Below are 14,877 nucleotides of genomic sequence, written 5' to 3'. Positions count from 1 at the left end.
ACCGGTCCGCTTTTCATTGAAACAAGCAAAAATGAAGCGCTCAGGTGCCGGTGCGCTTGTCGTTGCCGAAACGGCGGACGACGCGGCGTTCGACCACGACGGAGCGCTGTGCGCCCTGTTCGCCGGCGATCACGCGCGTCGCAGTAATGCGGCTGTTGGTACGCGCCTGCTTCTTCACCTCGGCCTGCACGACATCGAGCGGCATCCCCATCAAGGCTGCGGCGATCTCGGCCTGCTGTCCCTGATCGTCGGTGATGCCGACGGCGGCGAAGATCGCCTCGTCCAGGGTCGGCGGATCATGGCGGACGCGCCGCGTGCCATATTTGGTATTCCAGTCTGCGCTCATAACGGCCTCGTTTGATGCCGGGATACCTAGTGCCGGTAATGTTGCATTGCAATATGAAATTGGTGCGGCATCTCAGCTATGCACCGCTCGGGTGTCAGGGCGGTGACGCGACACCGGTCTCGACCTCAATCCGTTGTTGCGGCCAGCGCTTCAGGGCGGCATGCCCGGCCTCGGTGAGCCCGTAGATTCCCCGGTCGGCCCGTTCGAACCAGCCATACACATTGTTAAGCAAGATCTTGCCCGCGTCAGGGCAGCGTACGCGCAACTCGCGCACGGGCCGCGGCCCGTCGGCGAGCGCCGAGGCGCAGGCCAGAGCCTGTTGCCGATAGGCCGTCATGATCGGCGCGCGGGTGCTGCCGCCGAGCACGGGATCGCCCTGGCGGCGCTGATGTTCGGCGACGAGGCGCGAGCGCACCTTCGGCTCGCGGCGTGGCGCTGCGGTCGGAGGCTTCACCAGCACCTCGACCTGGCCGCGGTCGGTGACGCCGAGCATTCCGAAGCCGAGGCGGCGGCAGAGATTGCGATAGCGCGCGTCGCTCTCGCGCCCCTTGCCCCGGATCGACATCTTTGCCGCGATCCAGACCTCGTCGCCGGCCGGCGCACGGTCGACCGCCTGGAGGATCAGCTCGAGATTGAAGGCGAGCTTGAGCTCACCGATCACCACCACGGGCGGATCGCCGGCGCTAAGGCCGACGAGATCGCAGCCGCCGATTTCGCCCTTGACCGTGAAGCCGAGCTCTTCGAGGAAGCGTTTGACGGGAAGATAGAGCGCGGTTTCCAAGGGGGATCCGATCAGCGAATCAGTTGCGGGCAGTCTAGAGCCTTCCCGGCTCCGATTGAATCCGAGCCGGCGCCCGGCACGGACGACCAAACTGCGATCACACCCGCCCGCTGACCGGAATCAGCGCGCCGGTAATGCCGCTTGCGGCATCGCTGGCGAGGAACAGGATCACCTCGGCCAGTTCCTTCGGCGTGACCCATTTGGAAAAATCTGCCTTCGGCATGTCGGCGCGATTGGCCTTGGTGTCGATGATCGACGGCAACACGGCGTTGACGGTGACCTTGCCCTTCCACTCGCCTGCAAGCGCTTCGGTCAGGCGATGTACGCCTGCCTTCGACGCAGCATAGGCACCCATGCCGGAGCCGGCCTGAAGAGCGCCCATGGTGCCGATATTGACGATGCGGCCGGCGCTCGATGCGGCCAGATGCGGCAGCGCCGCGCGCGAGGTGTTGAGCGCGGTCAGGACGTTCAGCGCGTACATGCGCTGCCAGGTCCTGATGTCGCCGTCACCGATGGTCTCGAAGGCGAAGCCGCCGGCGATGTTGACGAGTGCGTCGACCCGGCCGAAATGCTTTGCCGCCGTCTCGACCGCCGTCTTTGCCTGCGCCGCGTCGGAGAGATCGACGCCGCCGATCTCGATGCTTTCAGGCGTCGCGGAGTTCTGTGAAGGCGCGTGATCGATGCTGGCAATGCGCGCGCCGCGCGATTGCGCGATCTCCGCGACCACCTTGCCGAGCGCACCAAGCGCGCCTGTCACGACAATGACTTTTCCCTGCACATCGCTCTCCCTCGTTAGGCGCGTCGACATTGCGCGGGCCGAATTGGACCTGCAATGGCGGCGTCTTCAAGGCCGGGCTATAAATGCAACTTGAGATCGTTGAAGAGGTTGATTCATGTCCGACAATCTTCCGACCATCGAGTTTCCCGCTGCGATCGTCGATCTGAAATATCCACTGATGCGGCTCCGGCAGGCGTTGGGCGGAAAGGGGCCGGTGCGCTTCCTGGCCATGGGCTCGTCGTCAACAGCTGGACGAGGCGATGTTGTCCCGTATCCCTATCGGCTGGAGATGTATCTACGGCAGTACTTCAAGGACGTTGTCCAGCGACCGCACATCCGGATCGATGTGCTGAACCGCGGCAGGGGCGAGAAGAGGCCACTGAAGAACTCGGGCGCTTCGAGACCGATATCTTTCGTGATGATCCGGCACTGGTCATCTGGCAGGTTGGAACCAACGCTGTCTTTCACAACGAAAGTACGACGTGGATGTTGTTGCCGGGGACATCAGGAAGGGCTTGGCGCAACTGCGCGCCCGCGGCTTCGAGGTTTTGGTGATCGATCCTCAGTATGTGCCGAAGATGCTCTGGGACGACCGCGCCGAGCTCTCTGACCGGATGGTCCGGCTAATCCGCGATGTTGCAAATGAAGTGGAGGTCAATCTGTTCCAGCGCTGGGCGCTGATGCGGCATTGGCACGTGCAAAACGGCGTCTCGCTCGAGCAATTGATAGATGCGAGCGATCCCGACAAGCTGCATCAGAACGATTGGAGCACCCAGCAGGTGTCCCTGGCGCTCAAGAACGCCATCATCAAGTCCGTCGAGCCGATGGCTTGAGGCCGCCGCGGATTACGCCTGCAGATAGCGCTCTTTCAGCGCGGTCCGCTCCGCCGCGCCGATCGTGAGTCCGTCGCGCAGATAGGTTTCGAGATCGCCATAGTCCTGGCCGATGGCCTCGAAAGCCGCAGCAAGATAGGAGGCCTCGACGCTGCCGATGGCATTGCGTACGTCTTCCGGCAGGTCGGTGGCGGCCGTTGCATCGCGCCGGTAATGACGGTTGGTGAGCAGGTAGTCCTCGGCAATGATGTCATCGGGTACGCCGAGCGCATGCAGGATCAGCGCACTGGCAAAGCCGGTGCGGTCCTTGCCGGCCGTGCAATGGATCACCAGCGGCGCGCGATCTTCCAGCAGATGGCCGAACAGGCTGCGAAAGCTGTTGGTGTGGTGGCGAACGTAGTTGCGATAGGATTCGCGCATGAGCTCCAGCGCAACCGGTGCAGTCAGCGCGCCCCTCGCGAGTTCGGCCCGCAGCGCAGCCACGACACTCGGCTCGATCGGCAGCGAATGCACCGTGATCTCGCTGACAGCGCAGACGCCGGCCGCGCGCTCCTCAACCCCACGGAAATCGAAAGCGCTGCGCACCCCCAGCGCGCGGATGATCTCGATATCATCCGCGGTGAGCAGGCCGAGATGGTTGGAGCGGAAGATGTGCCGCCAGCGCGTGGTGCGGCCGTCGGTGGTGGGGTAGCCGCCGAGATCGCGAAAATTGCTGGCGCCCTGCAGGGCAAGGTGACGGGCAGGGGATTCTGACATGATATGGTTATAGTTCCATTGGACGCACGAGGGGGCGTCCTTGAAGGCTATTACAGGGGGCGATCATGGGCCGGCACAAGGCCATTCTTTCGGGGATCACCATGCTGGCGGCTGGATTGACCGGGGCGCCGCCGACTGAAGCGCAGACGTTCCGGACCTATCGCTGCACCGATGGTACGCAGTTCATCGCTGGATTTTACGACGAGGACAAGCGCGCGTTCCTTCAGATCGATGGTGAGCCGGTCACGCTCGCAAAGCGGCTGTCGGTTTCAGGCGCTCGCTATTCGGGGGCGGGGGTGACTCTGAAGATTCCAAAGACCGGCCCCACGACGGTGAAACATCTGAGGCGACCGGTCACGGCCTGTGCGGTGGTCGAAAGGTCCGGGATCTGACTGCGCGGACAGCGGGAATCAAAAAGGGCCGAAACATCGTTGTTTCGACCCCTTTTCAAGCTGCCGCTGGGCACCTGCGAGGGCGCGGCGTTCTTAAACCAGCCATAGGCATCAGCGATCCCATTTCGGCTTGGCCTCGTCGACCGCGTCCTGATGGTACCAGCTGTCGCTGCAGATCGAGACGTTCGCAGGAAGCGAAGCATGATCGGCGGCAAGGCGGGTCTCGCCATAGCGGCCTCGGGCGAGAGCAGCGCGGCCCCCGACCGGAAACTGATAGATCGTCGCCGATCCCTGACTCAGACCATTGTTCATCATTGAGATTCTCCTTGGTCGAAGCGCCATAGCCTCCCATGGTGCGCCCGACTCGTTCGATTGTGGTTACCGGACTCCCCATATCGTCCGCCCCTCCCGAATTGGAAAGTGCTGAAAAGGAAATCAGTTGCCGCCCAATTTGTGAGCAGATGGAGCTCTGCATCCTGCAAGGCAGCTTGGCCGTGACTAACGTCTGAGCTGTTCCGAAGGTTGCTGGGCGGTGCTCAGGACTTTGCAAAAATTGCCGGGCGTTGATGCGCGTTTCATCGGCACATTTCAGAACAGCCTGGTTTGCTTTAGAATCGGGCGATTTCCAGAGATTTTTGCGCTGCAGCTTCACGCGAAGGTGCGCGGCTATGACGCATCGTGCTCGAGCTAGTTGGCTCGGGACGGGAGACCGCCGATCACGAAGGCGAACCGTCCGACTGCGGCTTTTTGGCACGTAAAATGCTTGTAAACGGCTGGCCGATGATGGCCGGGTACAAGACGTTCGGGGACCGCCAGGCCCCCAACCTTTCGCATCATCTACAGAGAGGCTCAATGACCAAGTATAAGCTCGAGTACATTTGGCTCGACGGATATACGCCGACTCCGAACCTGCGCGGCAAAACTCAGATCAAGGAATTCGCGTCGTTTCCGACGCTCGAGCAGCTTCCGCTCTGGGGCTTCGATGGCTCCTCCACCCAGCAGGCCGAAGGCCACAGCTCCGATTGCGTGCTGAAGCCGGTCGCCGTCTTCCCGGACGCCGCGCGCACCAACGGCGTGCTCGTGATGTGCGAAGTCATGATGCCCGACGGCAAGACTCCGCACCCCTCCAACAAGCGCGCCACCATTCTCGACGACCCCGGCGCCTGGTTCGGCTTCGAGCAGGAGTACTTCTTCTACAAGGACGGCCGTCCGCTCGGCTTCCCGGCCTCCGGTTATCCGGCGCCGCAGGGCCCGTACTACACCGGCGTCGGCTACTCCAACGTGGGCGACGTCGCCCGCAAGATCGTCGAGGAGCATCTCGACCTCTGCCTGGCCGCCGGCATCAACCATGAAGGCATCAATGCGGAAGTCGCGAAGGGCCAGTGGGAATTCCAGATCTTCGGCAAGGGCTCCAAGAAGGCCGCTGACGAAATGTGGATGGCCCGCTACCTGATGCTGCGCCTTACCGAAAAGTACGGCATCGACATCGAATTCCACTGCAAGCCGCTCGGCGACACCGACTGGAACGGCTCGGGCATGCACGCCAACTTCTCGACCGAGTACATGCGCACCGTCGGCGGCAAGGAGTATTTCGAAGCGCTGATGGCCGCCTTCGACAAGAACCTGATGGATCACATCGCCGTCTACGGCCCGGACAATGACAAGCGTCTGACCGGCAAGCACGAGACCGCGCCGTGGAACAAGTTCAGTTACGGCGTGGCCGACCGCGGCGCCTCGATCCGCGTGCCGCACTCCTTCGTCAACAACGGCTACAAGGGCTATCTGGAAGACCGCCGTCCGAACTCGCAGGGCGACCCATACCAGATCGCTTCGCAGATCCTGAAGACGATCGCGTCCGTGCCGGCCGACAAGAAGGCCGCGGCCTAAGATCCTCCCGGCCCGGGCTGGGGGGCTGGCCCGGGTTGGCTTACAATCCGTCGGAGCTGCGAGGCTCCGGCGGATTTTTGTATTTGGATGGCAGCCGCTCCTGTGGTCATTCTTGCCTTGCCCCAGCGATATTTGTCCTTCGCGCCGGAAAGCGGGATAGAGTGCGCTGTGCGCAAGGGCCGGGGACACGGCTGGTGTTTGAAGGCTTCTACAAGGTTCGATTTCAGCTCGGCGACACCGTCGGCCGCAGCGTGATGCATGCCGGCCATGGCAAGATGCTCGGCGGCAACTCGGCCTTTGCCCATATCGGCACTTACGAGAAGACCGACAGCGGCGTCGACGTCGTGATCAACACCGTCCGCCACAACCCCGATCCGAACTACCGCGCCATGGCAGGCACCGACGATGCCACCTTGCTCGCCAAGGGTTGGGCCGATGGCGACCTCTATCGCTTCAAGGGCGAGCTGAAGGAGCTGCCCGGCATTCCCTTCCAGTCGGTCATGACGCCCATCACGGAAACCGAGGCGCCGATCGCTGGTGGCGTTGGCGAAGCCGGAATCGCCGACGGCCTCTACTCCATCCATCTGCGGATGCTCGACGGTCTCGACGGCGGCCTCACCGGCGTGATGCTGCTCAACCGGGGCCGCATCCTCGGCGGCGATGCCGCGTTCTACTATCTCGGCAGCTACACGGCCGCAAACGGCCGCTGGAAGGGGCAGATCCTCAACCAGGAGCATACGCCGGCCAAGGACGATCCGATCTTCGGCGGCCACGAGGTCGGCATCGGATTCTCCGGTACGTACGATTCAGAGCAGGCGGTCCTGGACGCGACCGCGCTTGCCGGCAAGCGCAGCCTGCGCCTGACCGCCGCGCTCAAGCTGATGCATCGCGCCTGATCGCGACGGGAATAGCTCATGGAAAACCTTCGTATGCTCTCGACGCTCGGCCTGATGGGGGCGATGCGCAGCCTGTCGTCCGCGTACGAAGCCACAACCGGAGTCCGTATCGACGCCGAGTTTGCGCCGACCCTCGCCTTGCTGAAGCGGTTGCGTGCGGGCGAGGCCGCCGATCTCGTGATCCTCACGCGCGAGGGGCTGGACGACATGATCGCGGAGGGCCGCGTACCCGCCGATAGCACGGTCGATCTGGCGCGCTCCTATGTCGGCATTGCAGTGCGGGCAGGGCAGGCGCATCCCGATATCGGAAGCGAAGCGGCGCTGCGCGGGACGCTGCTCGCAGCGCGATCCGTTGCCTATTCGCGGCTGGGCGCCAGCGGCGTCTACTTCGCCCAGCTGATCGCGCGGATGGGGATTGCCGCCGAGATCAACGCCAAGGCCACCGTCGTCGAGCAGGGTTTTACGGCAGAGCGTCTCGTCAGCGGCGAGGCCGACCTCGCCGTGCAGCAGATCAGCGAGCTGAAGCAGGTCGGCGGCATCGAGGTGGTCGGCCCGATTCCGCACGAGCTGCAGACCCCGGCGGTGTTCTCCGCCGGCCGCATCGCGGCTGCGACAAATGCCGACGCCGCGGACTGGCTGCTGCGCTATCTGGCCTCGCCCGAGGTCGTGCCGGTCCTGCGTCAATCAGGACTCGAGCCTTGAATTTGCCGGAGCGGGGACGCAACGTGATGAGCATGCGGAGTTGTTTCCTTGCCATTGTCCTGGTGCTTGCCGCGCCCCTGGCGGCGCGCGCGCAATCGGCCGATCTCGTGTTGTGCGACCGGGTCGCGGCCGATCCCAGCGATCCCGACAAGCCGGCTGACGTGAGGGGCGTGGCGGAGATCGCATCCTCCGACGTCGCCACCGCGATCAGGTTCTGCAAGCAGGCCGCAGCATCGTCGCGCCGCGCGATGTTCGCGCTTGGCCGCGCCTACGCCGCCAACCGGCAAACGGCGGAGGCGATCGCCGCCTGGCGCAAGGCGGCCGACAAGGGATCGAGCGCGGCGATGGTCGAGCTCGGCGTTGCCTATGGCACCGGCTCCGGCATCGCCAAGGACGAGGCCCAGGCGCGCAAGCTGTTCGAGAAGGCGGCGCAAGCAGGCAACCCCCGCGGCGTCAGCAACCTCGCCGCGCTCGGCGGTGCGGGTGGCGCCGGGCCGGCCGATCCGGTACAGGCGCGCGCGCTGCTCGGCAAGGCCGCCGAGACCAATGCGGAGGCGCAATACCAGCTCGGCCTGATGCTGTCCGAAGGTTCGGGCGGTGCGAAGGACGACGTCGCGGCGCGTGCGCTGTTCGAGAAGGCGGCGGCGCAAAACCATCCCGGCGCGCTGGAGCGGATGGGGGCCTTCGCGCAGGAAGGCCGCGGCGGGCCAAAGGACAAGGACGCCGCGAAAGCCTATTACGAACGCGCCGCCGCGCTCGGCGACGCAGACGCCAAGGCTGCGCTGGAGCGGCTGCGCTGTCCCTATGCGATCAAGGACAAGCAGGGCAAGCTCGTCACCACGCTGTGCTTCTAGCGCAATGCTCCCTTTGCGAGAGATGAGCCTGGCGTCCGCCCCGGCAGCTCACTTCATGTAATAGGCGAGATTGTTGCGGGCGTCGCGATAGGTCGTCTCGAGGAAATCGGGATACTCTGCTGCGGCCTGCGCCACGGCGCGAACGACGCATTCCCAGAAATCGCCGTCCCATTTGAAATGAGCTTCAGTCGCGGCCTCGAATTTGACCGCTGTGATGATGGCTCGCCGGATCGCCTCGTCATCGGCATCGGGATGGGCGCGCTTCACATAACCGAACATCGGCCCTTCATGGGCGTGGTCACGGTCGTAGCGGTATTTCACCGCCAACTGCTGCGGGTTGAGGGCGCGATTGATGCGGACCTCGTCGGCGGTCGGGCGTCCCTCGATCGAATCCAGCCGGAAGCGACAGCGCCAGAGTTCGAAGGCGGCATCGAGCAGCGGCTGCTTCGACGCGCTGGCGACAAACGCTGCGATCTGCGCTTCGGCTGATGGCTCGGTCTTACTCATTCGCCTCTTTGTCGGGCGCTCCCGCCTGATGGTTCGAGGCAGGAACCAGCTCCAGCACGGGCGGTTGAGACCATGTCAAGCAGGAGGTGCGGTCATGATCCGCAAACTGGCGTCGGGCGAATACCGCCTCTATTCACGCAAGGTGAATCCGAAGACAGGCAAGCGTCGTAACCTCGGGACCTTCAAGAGCCGTGCGGCTGCCGAGAAGCACGAGCGCGAGGTGCAGTATTTCAAGCGGCATTGATGCGCGATAGAGATCCGCCAAACCAAAAAACGCGAAAACAACCCCATGCACAGTAGGGAGTCCTTGAAATCGCAGCGGAATTGCGAGCCTCGAATTTTGCAAAATCTGCTTTGACCCGTCGGGCAAAACAGGAAGATGTGGCATCGGGCGGCCGCTGTCCTGCAAGGCCCCTGCGCGGAAAAGCCGGGTGGCCGAGCTGCGGCGGCAATGCTAGGTAGCCTGCGTTCCTTTCCGATGTTGTGGGCTGGTTACGTTGCTGGATGGACTCTACAAGGTAGAATACGGCGTCAACGATGCGGCAGGCCGCAGCATCATGTGCCTGCATGACGGAAAGATGCTGGGCGGCAATTCGGGCTTTGCTCATCTCGGCACCTATGTCGAGCGCGATGGCGAGATCATCGCCGAGGTCATCACCGAGCGGCACAACCACGATCCAAACTACAAGCCGCTGATGGGGGCGGACGTGGCCTCGATCGCGGCGCGCGGCCGGCTGGTTGGCAACGAGATCCGTCTACAAGGCGGTGCGGACACCATGCCGGGTGCCAACTTCTGGGCCAATCTCACGCGGCTCGATGACGGGGCGCTGCCGCCCCGCGGCACGATCGGGCAGGGCGGCATCGCCAACGGATTCTACGGCATGAGCCTGCGCGCGCTCGACGGCGTCGAGGCCGGGCTCTCCGGCGTGATGCTGCTGATCGACGGCCGCATCCTCGGCGGGGATGCGTTCTTCTACTATCTCGGCTCCTATTCCTCGGCGGACGGCCGCTGGAAGGGCGAGATGCTCAACCAGGAGCACACGCCAGCGAAGGGCGAGAATCCCGTATTCGGTGGCTACGAGGTCGGGATCGGCTTCTCCGGCACCTGCAACCAAGACAGCGGCGAGCTCGAAGGCATCGCGCTCGCCGGCAAGCGTAGCCTGCGGTTGGCGGCTTCGCTCAGGCTGATGAGAAGGGCCTAGAGCCCGCGCTTGCGCGCCCGGCAATCTTGTCGTTTTCAGCCGAGACGAGCGCCGGCATTCTGCGCGCAGGGAGACGTCGTCATGAGGTTCTCGCCGCGTGGCTCGGCTGCCGGTCTCGGTCGGAAGATTATTGAAAATACGAAAGCTGATCTTCCGTAACGACTCGCTCGATCTTTTCGGACTTGGCCCTGATGCGGTATCTCACGCGTCCGTCGGACTCGATCGGCATGTGTTGGATGATGGTATAGATCATGGGCGGTTCGGTGGTGGCACGTCCTTGCGGACCTTGGGGCTGGTGGCGCACGTCTTCATTCAGCTTATAGGCATACGACATGTGTTACCTCGATGTTTGCAGCTGCTGTGACGTCAAGCGCGGGCGTGACGTAACACATTCTGCCGGCCCCCGCCCTTGCTCGGGGTGAAGCAAAAACCCCGCCCTGACGACTCAGGAGCGGGGCAGGACCACAAGCTCTGCCAGTACATCCGTGGCGAGAGCGACAGGTCTGTCGTGCTCTTAATTAAGCAGCACGAAGATTATCGGCAGCGGACTTGCCCGTGCGGCGGTCTGCCACGACGTCGTAAGACAGCGTCTGCCCCTCGTTGAGGGTGTCCATGCCAGCGCGTTCGACCGCGCTGATATGAACGAAAACGTCGGTGCTGCCGTTTGCCGGTTGGATAAAGCCGAAGCCCTTTTGGCTGTTAAACCACTTCACTGTACCTGTATTCATCAGGTCTTCCTTTCGAATGCGCGCAGCAATGCTGGCGCGCGGACTTGCGGCCAACGTTCCGGTTAGTCGATGTTGGAGAATGTCTGAAACGTGCGCGCCGTCAGGATATGAGGCGAAAGCGGAACAGTTGTTCGGCCAGTATCGATAACGAACACTTTACAGCAGCCGCCGCGAAACTTCAAGAAGAAGCCGACGGCCGTTCTTTCATGATCGGTGCATCGGTTCCGTGGTTGAAAGCCGCACGAACCGATGAGTGATGGTGGGAGTGACCTTGAGTGTTTGGAGAGGTTCCCTTTTCGCTCACTTTCCTGCATAGTTGGGCATGGCAAAAGTAAAAGTGAGCTTCAAACCAATCCGCAAAGCCGAGGGCGACTGGGCGATCATCGCCGAGTACCCGGGCGCAGAACCCCGAGAAATCACGGGCTTCACGAGCAAGGCTGAAATTGACGATTGGATGAACGGAGAGCGTCGGATCTCGTGGCTGCGATCACAGGGTTACGCGAAGTGACCATGATGACTTCTTCCTCCAACTGTCGAGGCTGTCATCACGGCAGGTAGGCGCATTACCGCTGGCTGACCTTGGTCGCCGCCTGTCGGATGTCGGCAAGCGACCTCCAGGGGACTGTGCCGTTTCCGTCGGCCCTCACGGCGTCACGACCTGTTCTGTTAGCTTCTGTTTGGCCTCAAATGTCGCGCGACGCTTTGAGGATCGCAGAACGACGACGGTTGCGGCGCACCTTCAGGCCCGAACTCTACTCCTGGCTGGACGCTCCCTGAGGCTGGGGAGCGGGGCTCTGAGCTGCCTCCAATTTGGTTGGAGGGCCTTTTGCGGCCGGCGCTTTTGGTGGGGTCTTTGGAGCCTGCGCCTGCTTTCTGGGTTCGCTCTTCGGCGCCTCCTGGGAAGGTGCCGCCGTTTGGAGAGGCGCGGTCGAGATATTGAGGCTCAACAGCTTCCACTGGCGAGAAGAGGCTTCATACGCAACTTCGAATTTCACCTGCTGCGGGCTCGTAGGAACATAGCCCGCAACCCGCAGACGTCCTTCGGCGTCGATCTCGGGGGCGCTGGACAGCTGAGGTGACAGCAGCATGACGCTGAACAGGCTCAGATTACTCCTTCGCATGTCGGAAAAGACGAGCGCGAGATCCGCGGACGTATTTCTGGCCTGAAACTCCTGCGAGGCAAGGTCTCGCAGCACGGTGTAGTTGCCGGAATGGTTGGCATCGTTGAGCGTCAACAGGGTCGAACGCACCAATAGCAGCGCCTGGTCCAGCGGCACCTGAACCTTGGCACGGGCGGGCGCCGCATTCGTCTCCGCAGGCCTAGCACCAGGAATTGGAGCTGCGCCGCCCGGCGGATTTTGGGCGGGGCTTGTCTGCGGCAAGACGGCGGTCGGCCCAAGAGCGGCCAGACATAGTGTCAGTGCAAAGACGGCATGAGGCCTGGAGCGCATGGTGGCTACCAGCCGACACGCAAGCCGGCGCGGGCACCGACGAGGTTCTGGTTGGTCGAATAGCCGACGCCGCCTGTGAACTGCAAATTGTCGCTCAGGCGGACTGCGCCATTGAGCGCCAAGCCGTTCTGTCCCTGGAAATTGCCGTAGTTCATGGTGAAGGCAACTCGCTCGTTGGGCAGCACCGTCGGCACGCCGGCCATTGCGAATGCCATGGCGACGCCGGCAGTTGCTTTGGTCGTCCGGTTCGAAATGTCGTCAATCCTGCTGTTGACCCCCGCGAGCGCCTGGTCGAACTGCCCTCCCAGGGAGGCCACGCTGGCGTCGACATAGCTCTTGTTGGCCGCGTCGGTTCCTGCCACCGGTGCGGCGACGTTCTGAACCCTGTTGCCGCCCATGTTGACCGTCGCGCCCGGGGATACCTGGAGTGCCGTCGTGACATTGGCCGTACCGAGGTTGGCCGTTGTCGCGTTGGCGGTTGTTATGTTGGCCGTCGTGGCATTGACGGTGGTCATGTTGGCCGTCGTCACGTTGGCGGTAGTCGCTGTGATCAGCGGCGTGTTGATCGATGTGTTCGCCGTCATTGTGTCGGTGGTCAGATTGCCCGTGTTGGTGATGCCATTGAAGGTCGCTTGGCCCGTTACGCTCAGCGTGCCTCCGATCGTGGCGGCGCCGGTCGTACTCAGCGTGTCCGTCGAGATATTTCCGGTGTTGGTGATGCCTGCGAAATTCTGCGCGCCCGCAAAGGAGACCGTCCCATTGAAAACGGCGTTTCCGTTGAACGTCGCCGTTGTCCCCGCGCCAAAGGTCGAGTTGCCGTTGACGTTCGTCGTGCCGGTCGTCGTGGTGCCGTCCACGGTCATATCCTGGGAGGCGTGGATGCTGTCTCCGAAGAGTAACGGTCCGCCTGCGAACGGCGTGAAAGGATTGGAACAGTCGTCGTCCTGAACCACAAGAACCTGCTGCTCGCTGCCGCTCACGAAGGAGCAGACGGCGTGGATGGCGTGAGCGGGGCGAGGTGTCAGCAGTGTTGCGGCAAGCGCCAGTAGGGGGACCGAGGTTGTCAAAGATCTGGTGATGAAGCCTTGTTGGAATATCATTTGGAATCTCCCAAAAGCCGAATGCAATTGGTTTAGCATCACCTTCGCGGTATCGTTGTAGCGCCGCCGCCACACCAACTTTATTGAATAAACACCGGCATTTGACGGTTGCGCCGACTCATCGATCCGAGCGTCTGTTGTGGTTCCCGGTCAGGGAACCGGCAGTCTATTCGATGCGAGCCACTTGTCGTCTCGCCTGCAATTGCTTCCCCCGAGCGCGCCGAGGTTCGAAGCGGCCGTTGCAAACTCAACGGCGCCGTTCGATAATCCGTTTGCCGGATTGCTCGATTTTTCATTCGCCGTTGTCATTGCCGACGGACTTGTCGGCCCATGATGATTTCAAGAAGAACAATGAGTTCTCAACGTTGCCGCACGTCGCAATTTCCAGTCCGTCGCTTCGGTTTGCGAGGACTGCAGTCCATGCCGCGCACGGCCAACATTCGAGACTGAAATGAACAGGCAAGCCTGACGGTTCGTCTGTTAGTGGTGTGCCAGTGCAGATTATCGATCTTGCCTATGAGAGCGCATTTGTTCCCGAGCTATGGCCCAAACTTCTGACCGATCTGGCTGCGACATCACAATCTATCGGCGCGACCCTTTTCCTGTTCGGCGATGATGCGCGCGCGAGCGGAGTCACGCTGAACAACCTCCAAGATCTCCTCGAAGAATTTCTGATCAGCCCGGATTTGCGCTTCTCGACGTCGGTCGTGCGCATGTGCGATGCCAAGCCCAACAGCTTCGTCCAAGTCGACGACTACATGTCCGCCTCCGAGATCGAGAATGATCTCATTCGCCAGCGTCTGCGCGCCCGAGGCATCGGCGCGCACGTCTGCACCGCGGTGCCGATGCCGACAGGCGAGCTGGCGATCTACGTCCTGCAGAAGGGGCTCGGTGCCGGCCGTTACGAACCAGAGGAGCTAGCGCGCCTCGATGCCTTGCGCCCACATCTGGCCCGCGCGGCGCTGATCGCTTCGCGGCTCGGTCTGGAGCGCGCAAACGGCACGGTCACGGCGCTCGAAGCGCTCGGCCTTGCCGCCACCGTGTGCGTCAACGGCGTCGCCATCGCGGCGAACAAGCGGTTTCTCGAGCGTTCCGATCTGTTCGGTTTCGGACTTGGCGACCGGGTCACCATTGCTCAGGGGCGGGCCAATGAACTGCTGCGCGCTGCCCTCCAGGAAAACCGGCAAAGCGCCATTCCACAAGCGGTTCGTTCCATTCCCATCACCAGTCCGGATGAGACTGCGCCGGGCGTTCTTCACGTCTTGCCCTTGTTGCGGTCTGCCCGTGACCTCTTCTCTGGCGGGGATACGATCCTGGTGTTCACGCCGGCACAGGCGAGTGCGCTCGTTCCGGCACCCGGTCTGTTGTCGGGCCTGTTCGACCTCACGCCTGCCCAGGCCAAACTTGCCGCAAGCCTTTCCTCGGGGCAGACGCTCAAGGCGGCGGCCGAGCAGAGCGGCATCAAGTTTGCGACCGCGCGTTCTTATCTCGAACAGATCTTTCGCAAGACCGGAACCAGCCAGCAAAGCCAACTCGTCGCGCTGCTCAAGAGCGCAACTGCCATTCGCTAGCCAGCCTTGGGCCAGGTGGCCCGTCTACGGCCGCTTCGAGCGAAAATGGGCTGCTTTCGGCGGGAATCCCGCGTCCCGCCGGGCTTCCCCCGG

General features: G+C 62.7%; 20 protein-coding genes. 10 read left to right on the top strand and 10 right to left on the bottom strand.

What is annotated here, in order from left to right; all coding sequences use genetic code 11:
• Positions 1–40: 40 nt before the first annotated feature.
• From JQ580_RS06660 to JQ580_RS06650, 3 genes are all read right to left on the bottom strand, one after another.
• Complete coding sequence (locus JQ580_RS06660; RefSeq protein WP_084802762.1) at positions 41–346, bottom strand: hypothetical protein; 306 nt, start codon at positions 344–346, stop codon at positions 41–43.
• Between the two features lie 94 nt (positions 347–440).
• Positions 441–1,127, bottom strand: coding sequence for a DUF2161 domain-containing phosphodiesterase (locus tag JQ580_RS06655; protein ID WP_212278860.1), 687 nt, complete (start codon positions 1,125–1,127; stop codon positions 441–443).
• A gap of 97 nt (positions 1,128–1,224) precedes the next feature.
• The gene (locus JQ580_RS06650; protein ID WP_212278859.1) at positions 1,225–1,905 is read right to left on the bottom strand and encodes an SDR family oxidoreductase; all 681 of its coding nucleotides are present in this window, start codon (positions 1,903–1,905) and stop codon (positions 1,225–1,227) included.
• A gap of 482 nt (positions 1,906–2,387) precedes the next feature.
• Here JQ580_RS06650 and JQ580_RS33730 point away from each other — a divergent pair, with 482 nt between their 5' ends.
• Positions 2,388–2,738 (top strand): hypothetical protein, encoded by a 351-nt coding sequence (locus JQ580_RS33730; RefSeq protein WP_249133944.1) that lies wholly within the window; start codon positions 2,388–2,390, stop codon positions 2,736–2,738.
• Positions 2,739–2,750: 12 nt separating this feature from the next.
• Here JQ580_RS33730 and JQ580_RS06640 read toward each other — a convergent pair whose 3' ends face one another.
• A complete protein-coding gene (locus JQ580_RS06640; protein WP_212278858.1) occupies positions 2,751–3,494 on the bottom strand; it encodes a tyrosine-protein phosphatase in 744 nt (247 codons plus the stop codon).
• Between the two features lie 65 nt (positions 3,495–3,559).
• On the opposite strand from JQ580_RS06640, the gene JQ580_RS06635 reads away from it, so the two are divergent.
• A complete protein-coding gene (locus JQ580_RS06635) occupies positions 3,560–3,886 on the top strand; it encodes an MliC family protein (protein WP_212278857.1) in 327 nt (108 codons plus the stop codon).
• 111 nt (positions 3,887–3,997) lie between these two features.
• On the opposite strand, the gene JQ580_RS06630 is transcribed toward JQ580_RS06635, so the two are convergent.
• Positions 3,998–4,201 (bottom strand): DUF2735 domain-containing protein, encoded by a 204-nt coding sequence (locus tag JQ580_RS06630; RefSeq protein ID WP_094974450.1) that lies wholly within the window; start codon positions 4,199–4,201, stop codon positions 3,998–4,000.
• A 537-nt stretch (positions 4,202–4,738) separates the two neighbouring features.
• Here JQ580_RS06630 and JQ580_RS06625 point away from each other — a divergent pair.
• The 4 genes from JQ580_RS06625 to JQ580_RS06610 all read left to right on the top strand — a co-directional run bounded on the left by JQ580_RS06625 (position 4,739) and on the right by JQ580_RS06610 (position 8,225).
• Entirely contained in the window at positions 4,739–5,773 is a 1,035-nt protein-coding gene (locus JQ580_RS06625; RefSeq protein WP_212278856.1) for a glutamine synthetase beta-grasp domain-containing protein, read from the top strand.
• A gap of 194 nt (positions 5,774–5,967) precedes the next feature.
• Positions 5,968–6,669: a GrlR family regulatory protein gene (locus JQ580_RS06620; RefSeq protein WP_212278855.1), complete on the top strand. Its 702-nt coding sequence runs from the start codon at positions 5,968–5,970 to the stop codon at positions 6,667–6,669.
• An 18-nt stretch (positions 6,670–6,687) separates the two neighbouring features.
• Positions 6,688–7,371, top strand: a complete 684-nt coding sequence (locus tag JQ580_RS06615) for a substrate-binding domain-containing protein (protein ID WP_212278854.1) — start codon at positions 6,688–6,690, stop codon at positions 7,369–7,371.
• A gap of 32 nt (positions 7,372–7,403) precedes the next feature.
• Positions 7,404–8,225 carry a tetratricopeptide repeat protein gene (locus JQ580_RS06610; protein ID WP_212278853.1) on the top strand — a complete coding sequence of 274 codons (822 nt, stop codon included), beginning with the start codon at positions 7,404–7,406 and terminating at the stop codon, positions 8,223–8,225.
• Positions 8,226–8,273: 48 nt separating this feature from the next.
• Here the strand turns inward: JQ580_RS06610 and JQ580_RS06605 are convergent, their stop codons facing one another.
• Positions 8,274–8,732: a hypothetical protein gene (locus JQ580_RS06605; RefSeq protein ID WP_212278852.1), complete on the bottom strand. Its 459-nt coding sequence runs from the start codon at positions 8,730–8,732 to the stop codon at positions 8,274–8,276.
• A gap of 94 nt (positions 8,733–8,826) precedes the next feature.
• Here JQ580_RS06605 and JQ580_RS06600 point away from each other — a divergent pair, with 94 nt between their 5' ends.
• Together JQ580_RS06600 and JQ580_RS06595 are read left to right on the top strand one after the other, a co-directional pair.
• A complete protein-coding gene (locus JQ580_RS06600; protein ID WP_007609497.1) occupies positions 8,827–8,976 on the top strand; it encodes a hypothetical protein in 150 nt (49 codons plus the stop codon).
• A 253-nt stretch (positions 8,977–9,229) separates the two neighbouring features.
• Positions 9,230–9,934 (top strand): hypothetical protein, encoded by a 705-nt coding sequence (locus JQ580_RS06595; protein WP_212278851.1) that lies wholly within the window; start codon positions 9,230–9,232, stop codon positions 9,932–9,934.
• 127 nt (positions 9,935–10,061) lie between these two features.
• Here JQ580_RS06595 and JQ580_RS06590 read toward each other — a convergent pair whose 3' ends face one another.
• On the bottom strand, positions 10,062–10,268 hold the full coding sequence (locus JQ580_RS06590; protein WP_094896792.1) for a hypothetical protein: 207 nt from the start codon (positions 10,266–10,268) through the stop codon (positions 10,062–10,064).
• Positions 10,269–10,452: 184 nt separating this feature from the next.
• Positions 10,453–10,662, bottom strand: a complete 210-nt coding sequence (locus JQ580_RS06585) for a cold-shock protein (RefSeq protein ID WP_212278850.1) — start codon at positions 10,660–10,662, stop codon at positions 10,453–10,455.
• A gap of 322 nt (positions 10,663–10,984) precedes the next feature.
• Here JQ580_RS06585 and JQ580_RS06580 point away from each other — a divergent pair, with 322 nt between their 5' ends.
• On the top strand, positions 10,985–11,170 hold the full coding sequence (locus JQ580_RS06580; protein WP_212278849.1) for a hypothetical protein: 186 nt from the start codon (positions 10,985–10,987) through the stop codon (positions 11,168–11,170).
• Positions 11,171–11,414: 244 nt separating this feature from the next.
• On the opposite strand, the gene JQ580_RS06575 is transcribed toward JQ580_RS06580, so the two are convergent.
• Both JQ580_RS06575 and JQ580_RS34205 read right to left on the bottom strand, forming a co-directional pair.
• Complete coding sequence (locus JQ580_RS06575) at positions 11,415–11,939, bottom strand: hypothetical protein (RefSeq protein WP_212278848.1); 525 nt, start codon at positions 11,937–11,939, stop codon at positions 11,415–11,417.
• Between the two features lie 179 nt (positions 11,940–12,118).
• Positions 12,119–13,093, bottom strand: coding sequence for a YadA-like family protein (locus JQ580_RS34205; RefSeq protein ID WP_212278847.1), 975 nt, complete (start codon positions 13,091–13,093; stop codon positions 12,119–12,121).
• A gap of 614 nt (positions 13,094–13,707) precedes the next feature.
• On the opposite strand from JQ580_RS34205, the gene JQ580_RS06565 reads away from it, so the two are divergent.
• Entirely contained in the window at positions 13,708–14,784 is a 1,077-nt protein-coding gene (locus JQ580_RS06565) for a helix-turn-helix transcriptional regulator (protein ID WP_311982185.1), read from the top strand.
• The last annotated feature ends 93 nt before the right edge of the window (positions 14,785–14,877 follow it).

The organism is Bradyrhizobium sp. SZCCT0148 (genome assembly GCF_018129985.1).
Taxonomy (GTDB): domain Bacteria; phylum Pseudomonadota; class Alphaproteobacteria; order Rhizobiales; family Xanthobacteraceae; genus Bradyrhizobium; species Bradyrhizobium japonicum_H.
Note: the sequence above shows the minus strand (reverse complement) of the source record. Positions and strands in the feature narration are given on the sequence as shown.

What these genes read in the sequence shown, in the direction of transcription:
- JQ580_RS06580 (WP_212278849.1), top strand. Translation starts at nt 10,985, where the DNA reads ATGGCAAAAGTAAAAGTGAGCTTCAAACCAATCCGCAAAGCCGAGGGC.
- JQ580_RS06640 (WP_212278858.1), bottom strand. Translation starts at nt 3,494, where the DNA reads ATGTCAGAATCCCCTGCCCGTCACCTTGCCCTGCAGGGCGCCAGCAAT.
- JQ580_RS06610 (WP_212278853.1), top strand. Translation starts at nt 7,404, where the DNA reads ATGCGGAGTTGTTTCCTTGCCATTGTCCTGGTGCTTGCCGCGCCCCTG.
- JQ580_RS06630 (WP_094974450.1), bottom strand. Translation starts at nt 4,201, where the DNA reads ATGATGAACAATGGTCTGAGTCAGGGATCGGCGACGATCTATCAGTTT.
- JQ580_RS06660 (WP_084802762.1), bottom strand. Translation starts at nt 346, where the DNA reads ATGAGCGCAGACTGGAATACCAAATATGGCACGCGGCGCGTCCGCCAT.
- JQ580_RS06625 (WP_212278856.1), top strand. Translation starts at nt 4,739, where the DNA reads ATGACCAAGTATAAGCTCGAGTACATTTGGCTCGACGGATATACGCCG.
- JQ580_RS06635 (WP_212278857.1), top strand. Translation starts at nt 3,560, where the DNA reads ATGGGCCGGCACAAGGCCATTCTTTCGGGGATCACCATGCTGGCGGCT.
- JQ580_RS06605 (WP_212278852.1), bottom strand. Translation starts at nt 8,732, where the DNA reads ATGAGTAAGACCGAGCCATCAGCCGAAGCGCAGATCGCAGCGTTTGTC.
- JQ580_RS06600 (WP_007609497.1), top strand. Translation starts at nt 8,827, where the DNA reads ATGATCCGCAAACTGGCGTCGGGCGAATACCGCCTCTATTCACGCAAG.
- JQ580_RS06615 (WP_212278854.1), top strand. Translation starts at nt 6,688, where the DNA reads ATGGAAAACCTTCGTATGCTCTCGACGCTCGGCCTGATGGGGGCGATG.
- JQ580_RS06585 (WP_212278850.1), bottom strand. Translation starts at nt 10,662, where the DNA reads ATGAATACAGGTACAGTGAAGTGGTTTAACAGCCAAAAGGGCTTCGGC.
- JQ580_RS06590 (WP_094896792.1), bottom strand. Translation starts at nt 10,268, where the DNA reads ATGTCGTATGCCTATAAGCTGAATGAAGACGTGCGCCACCAGCCCCAA.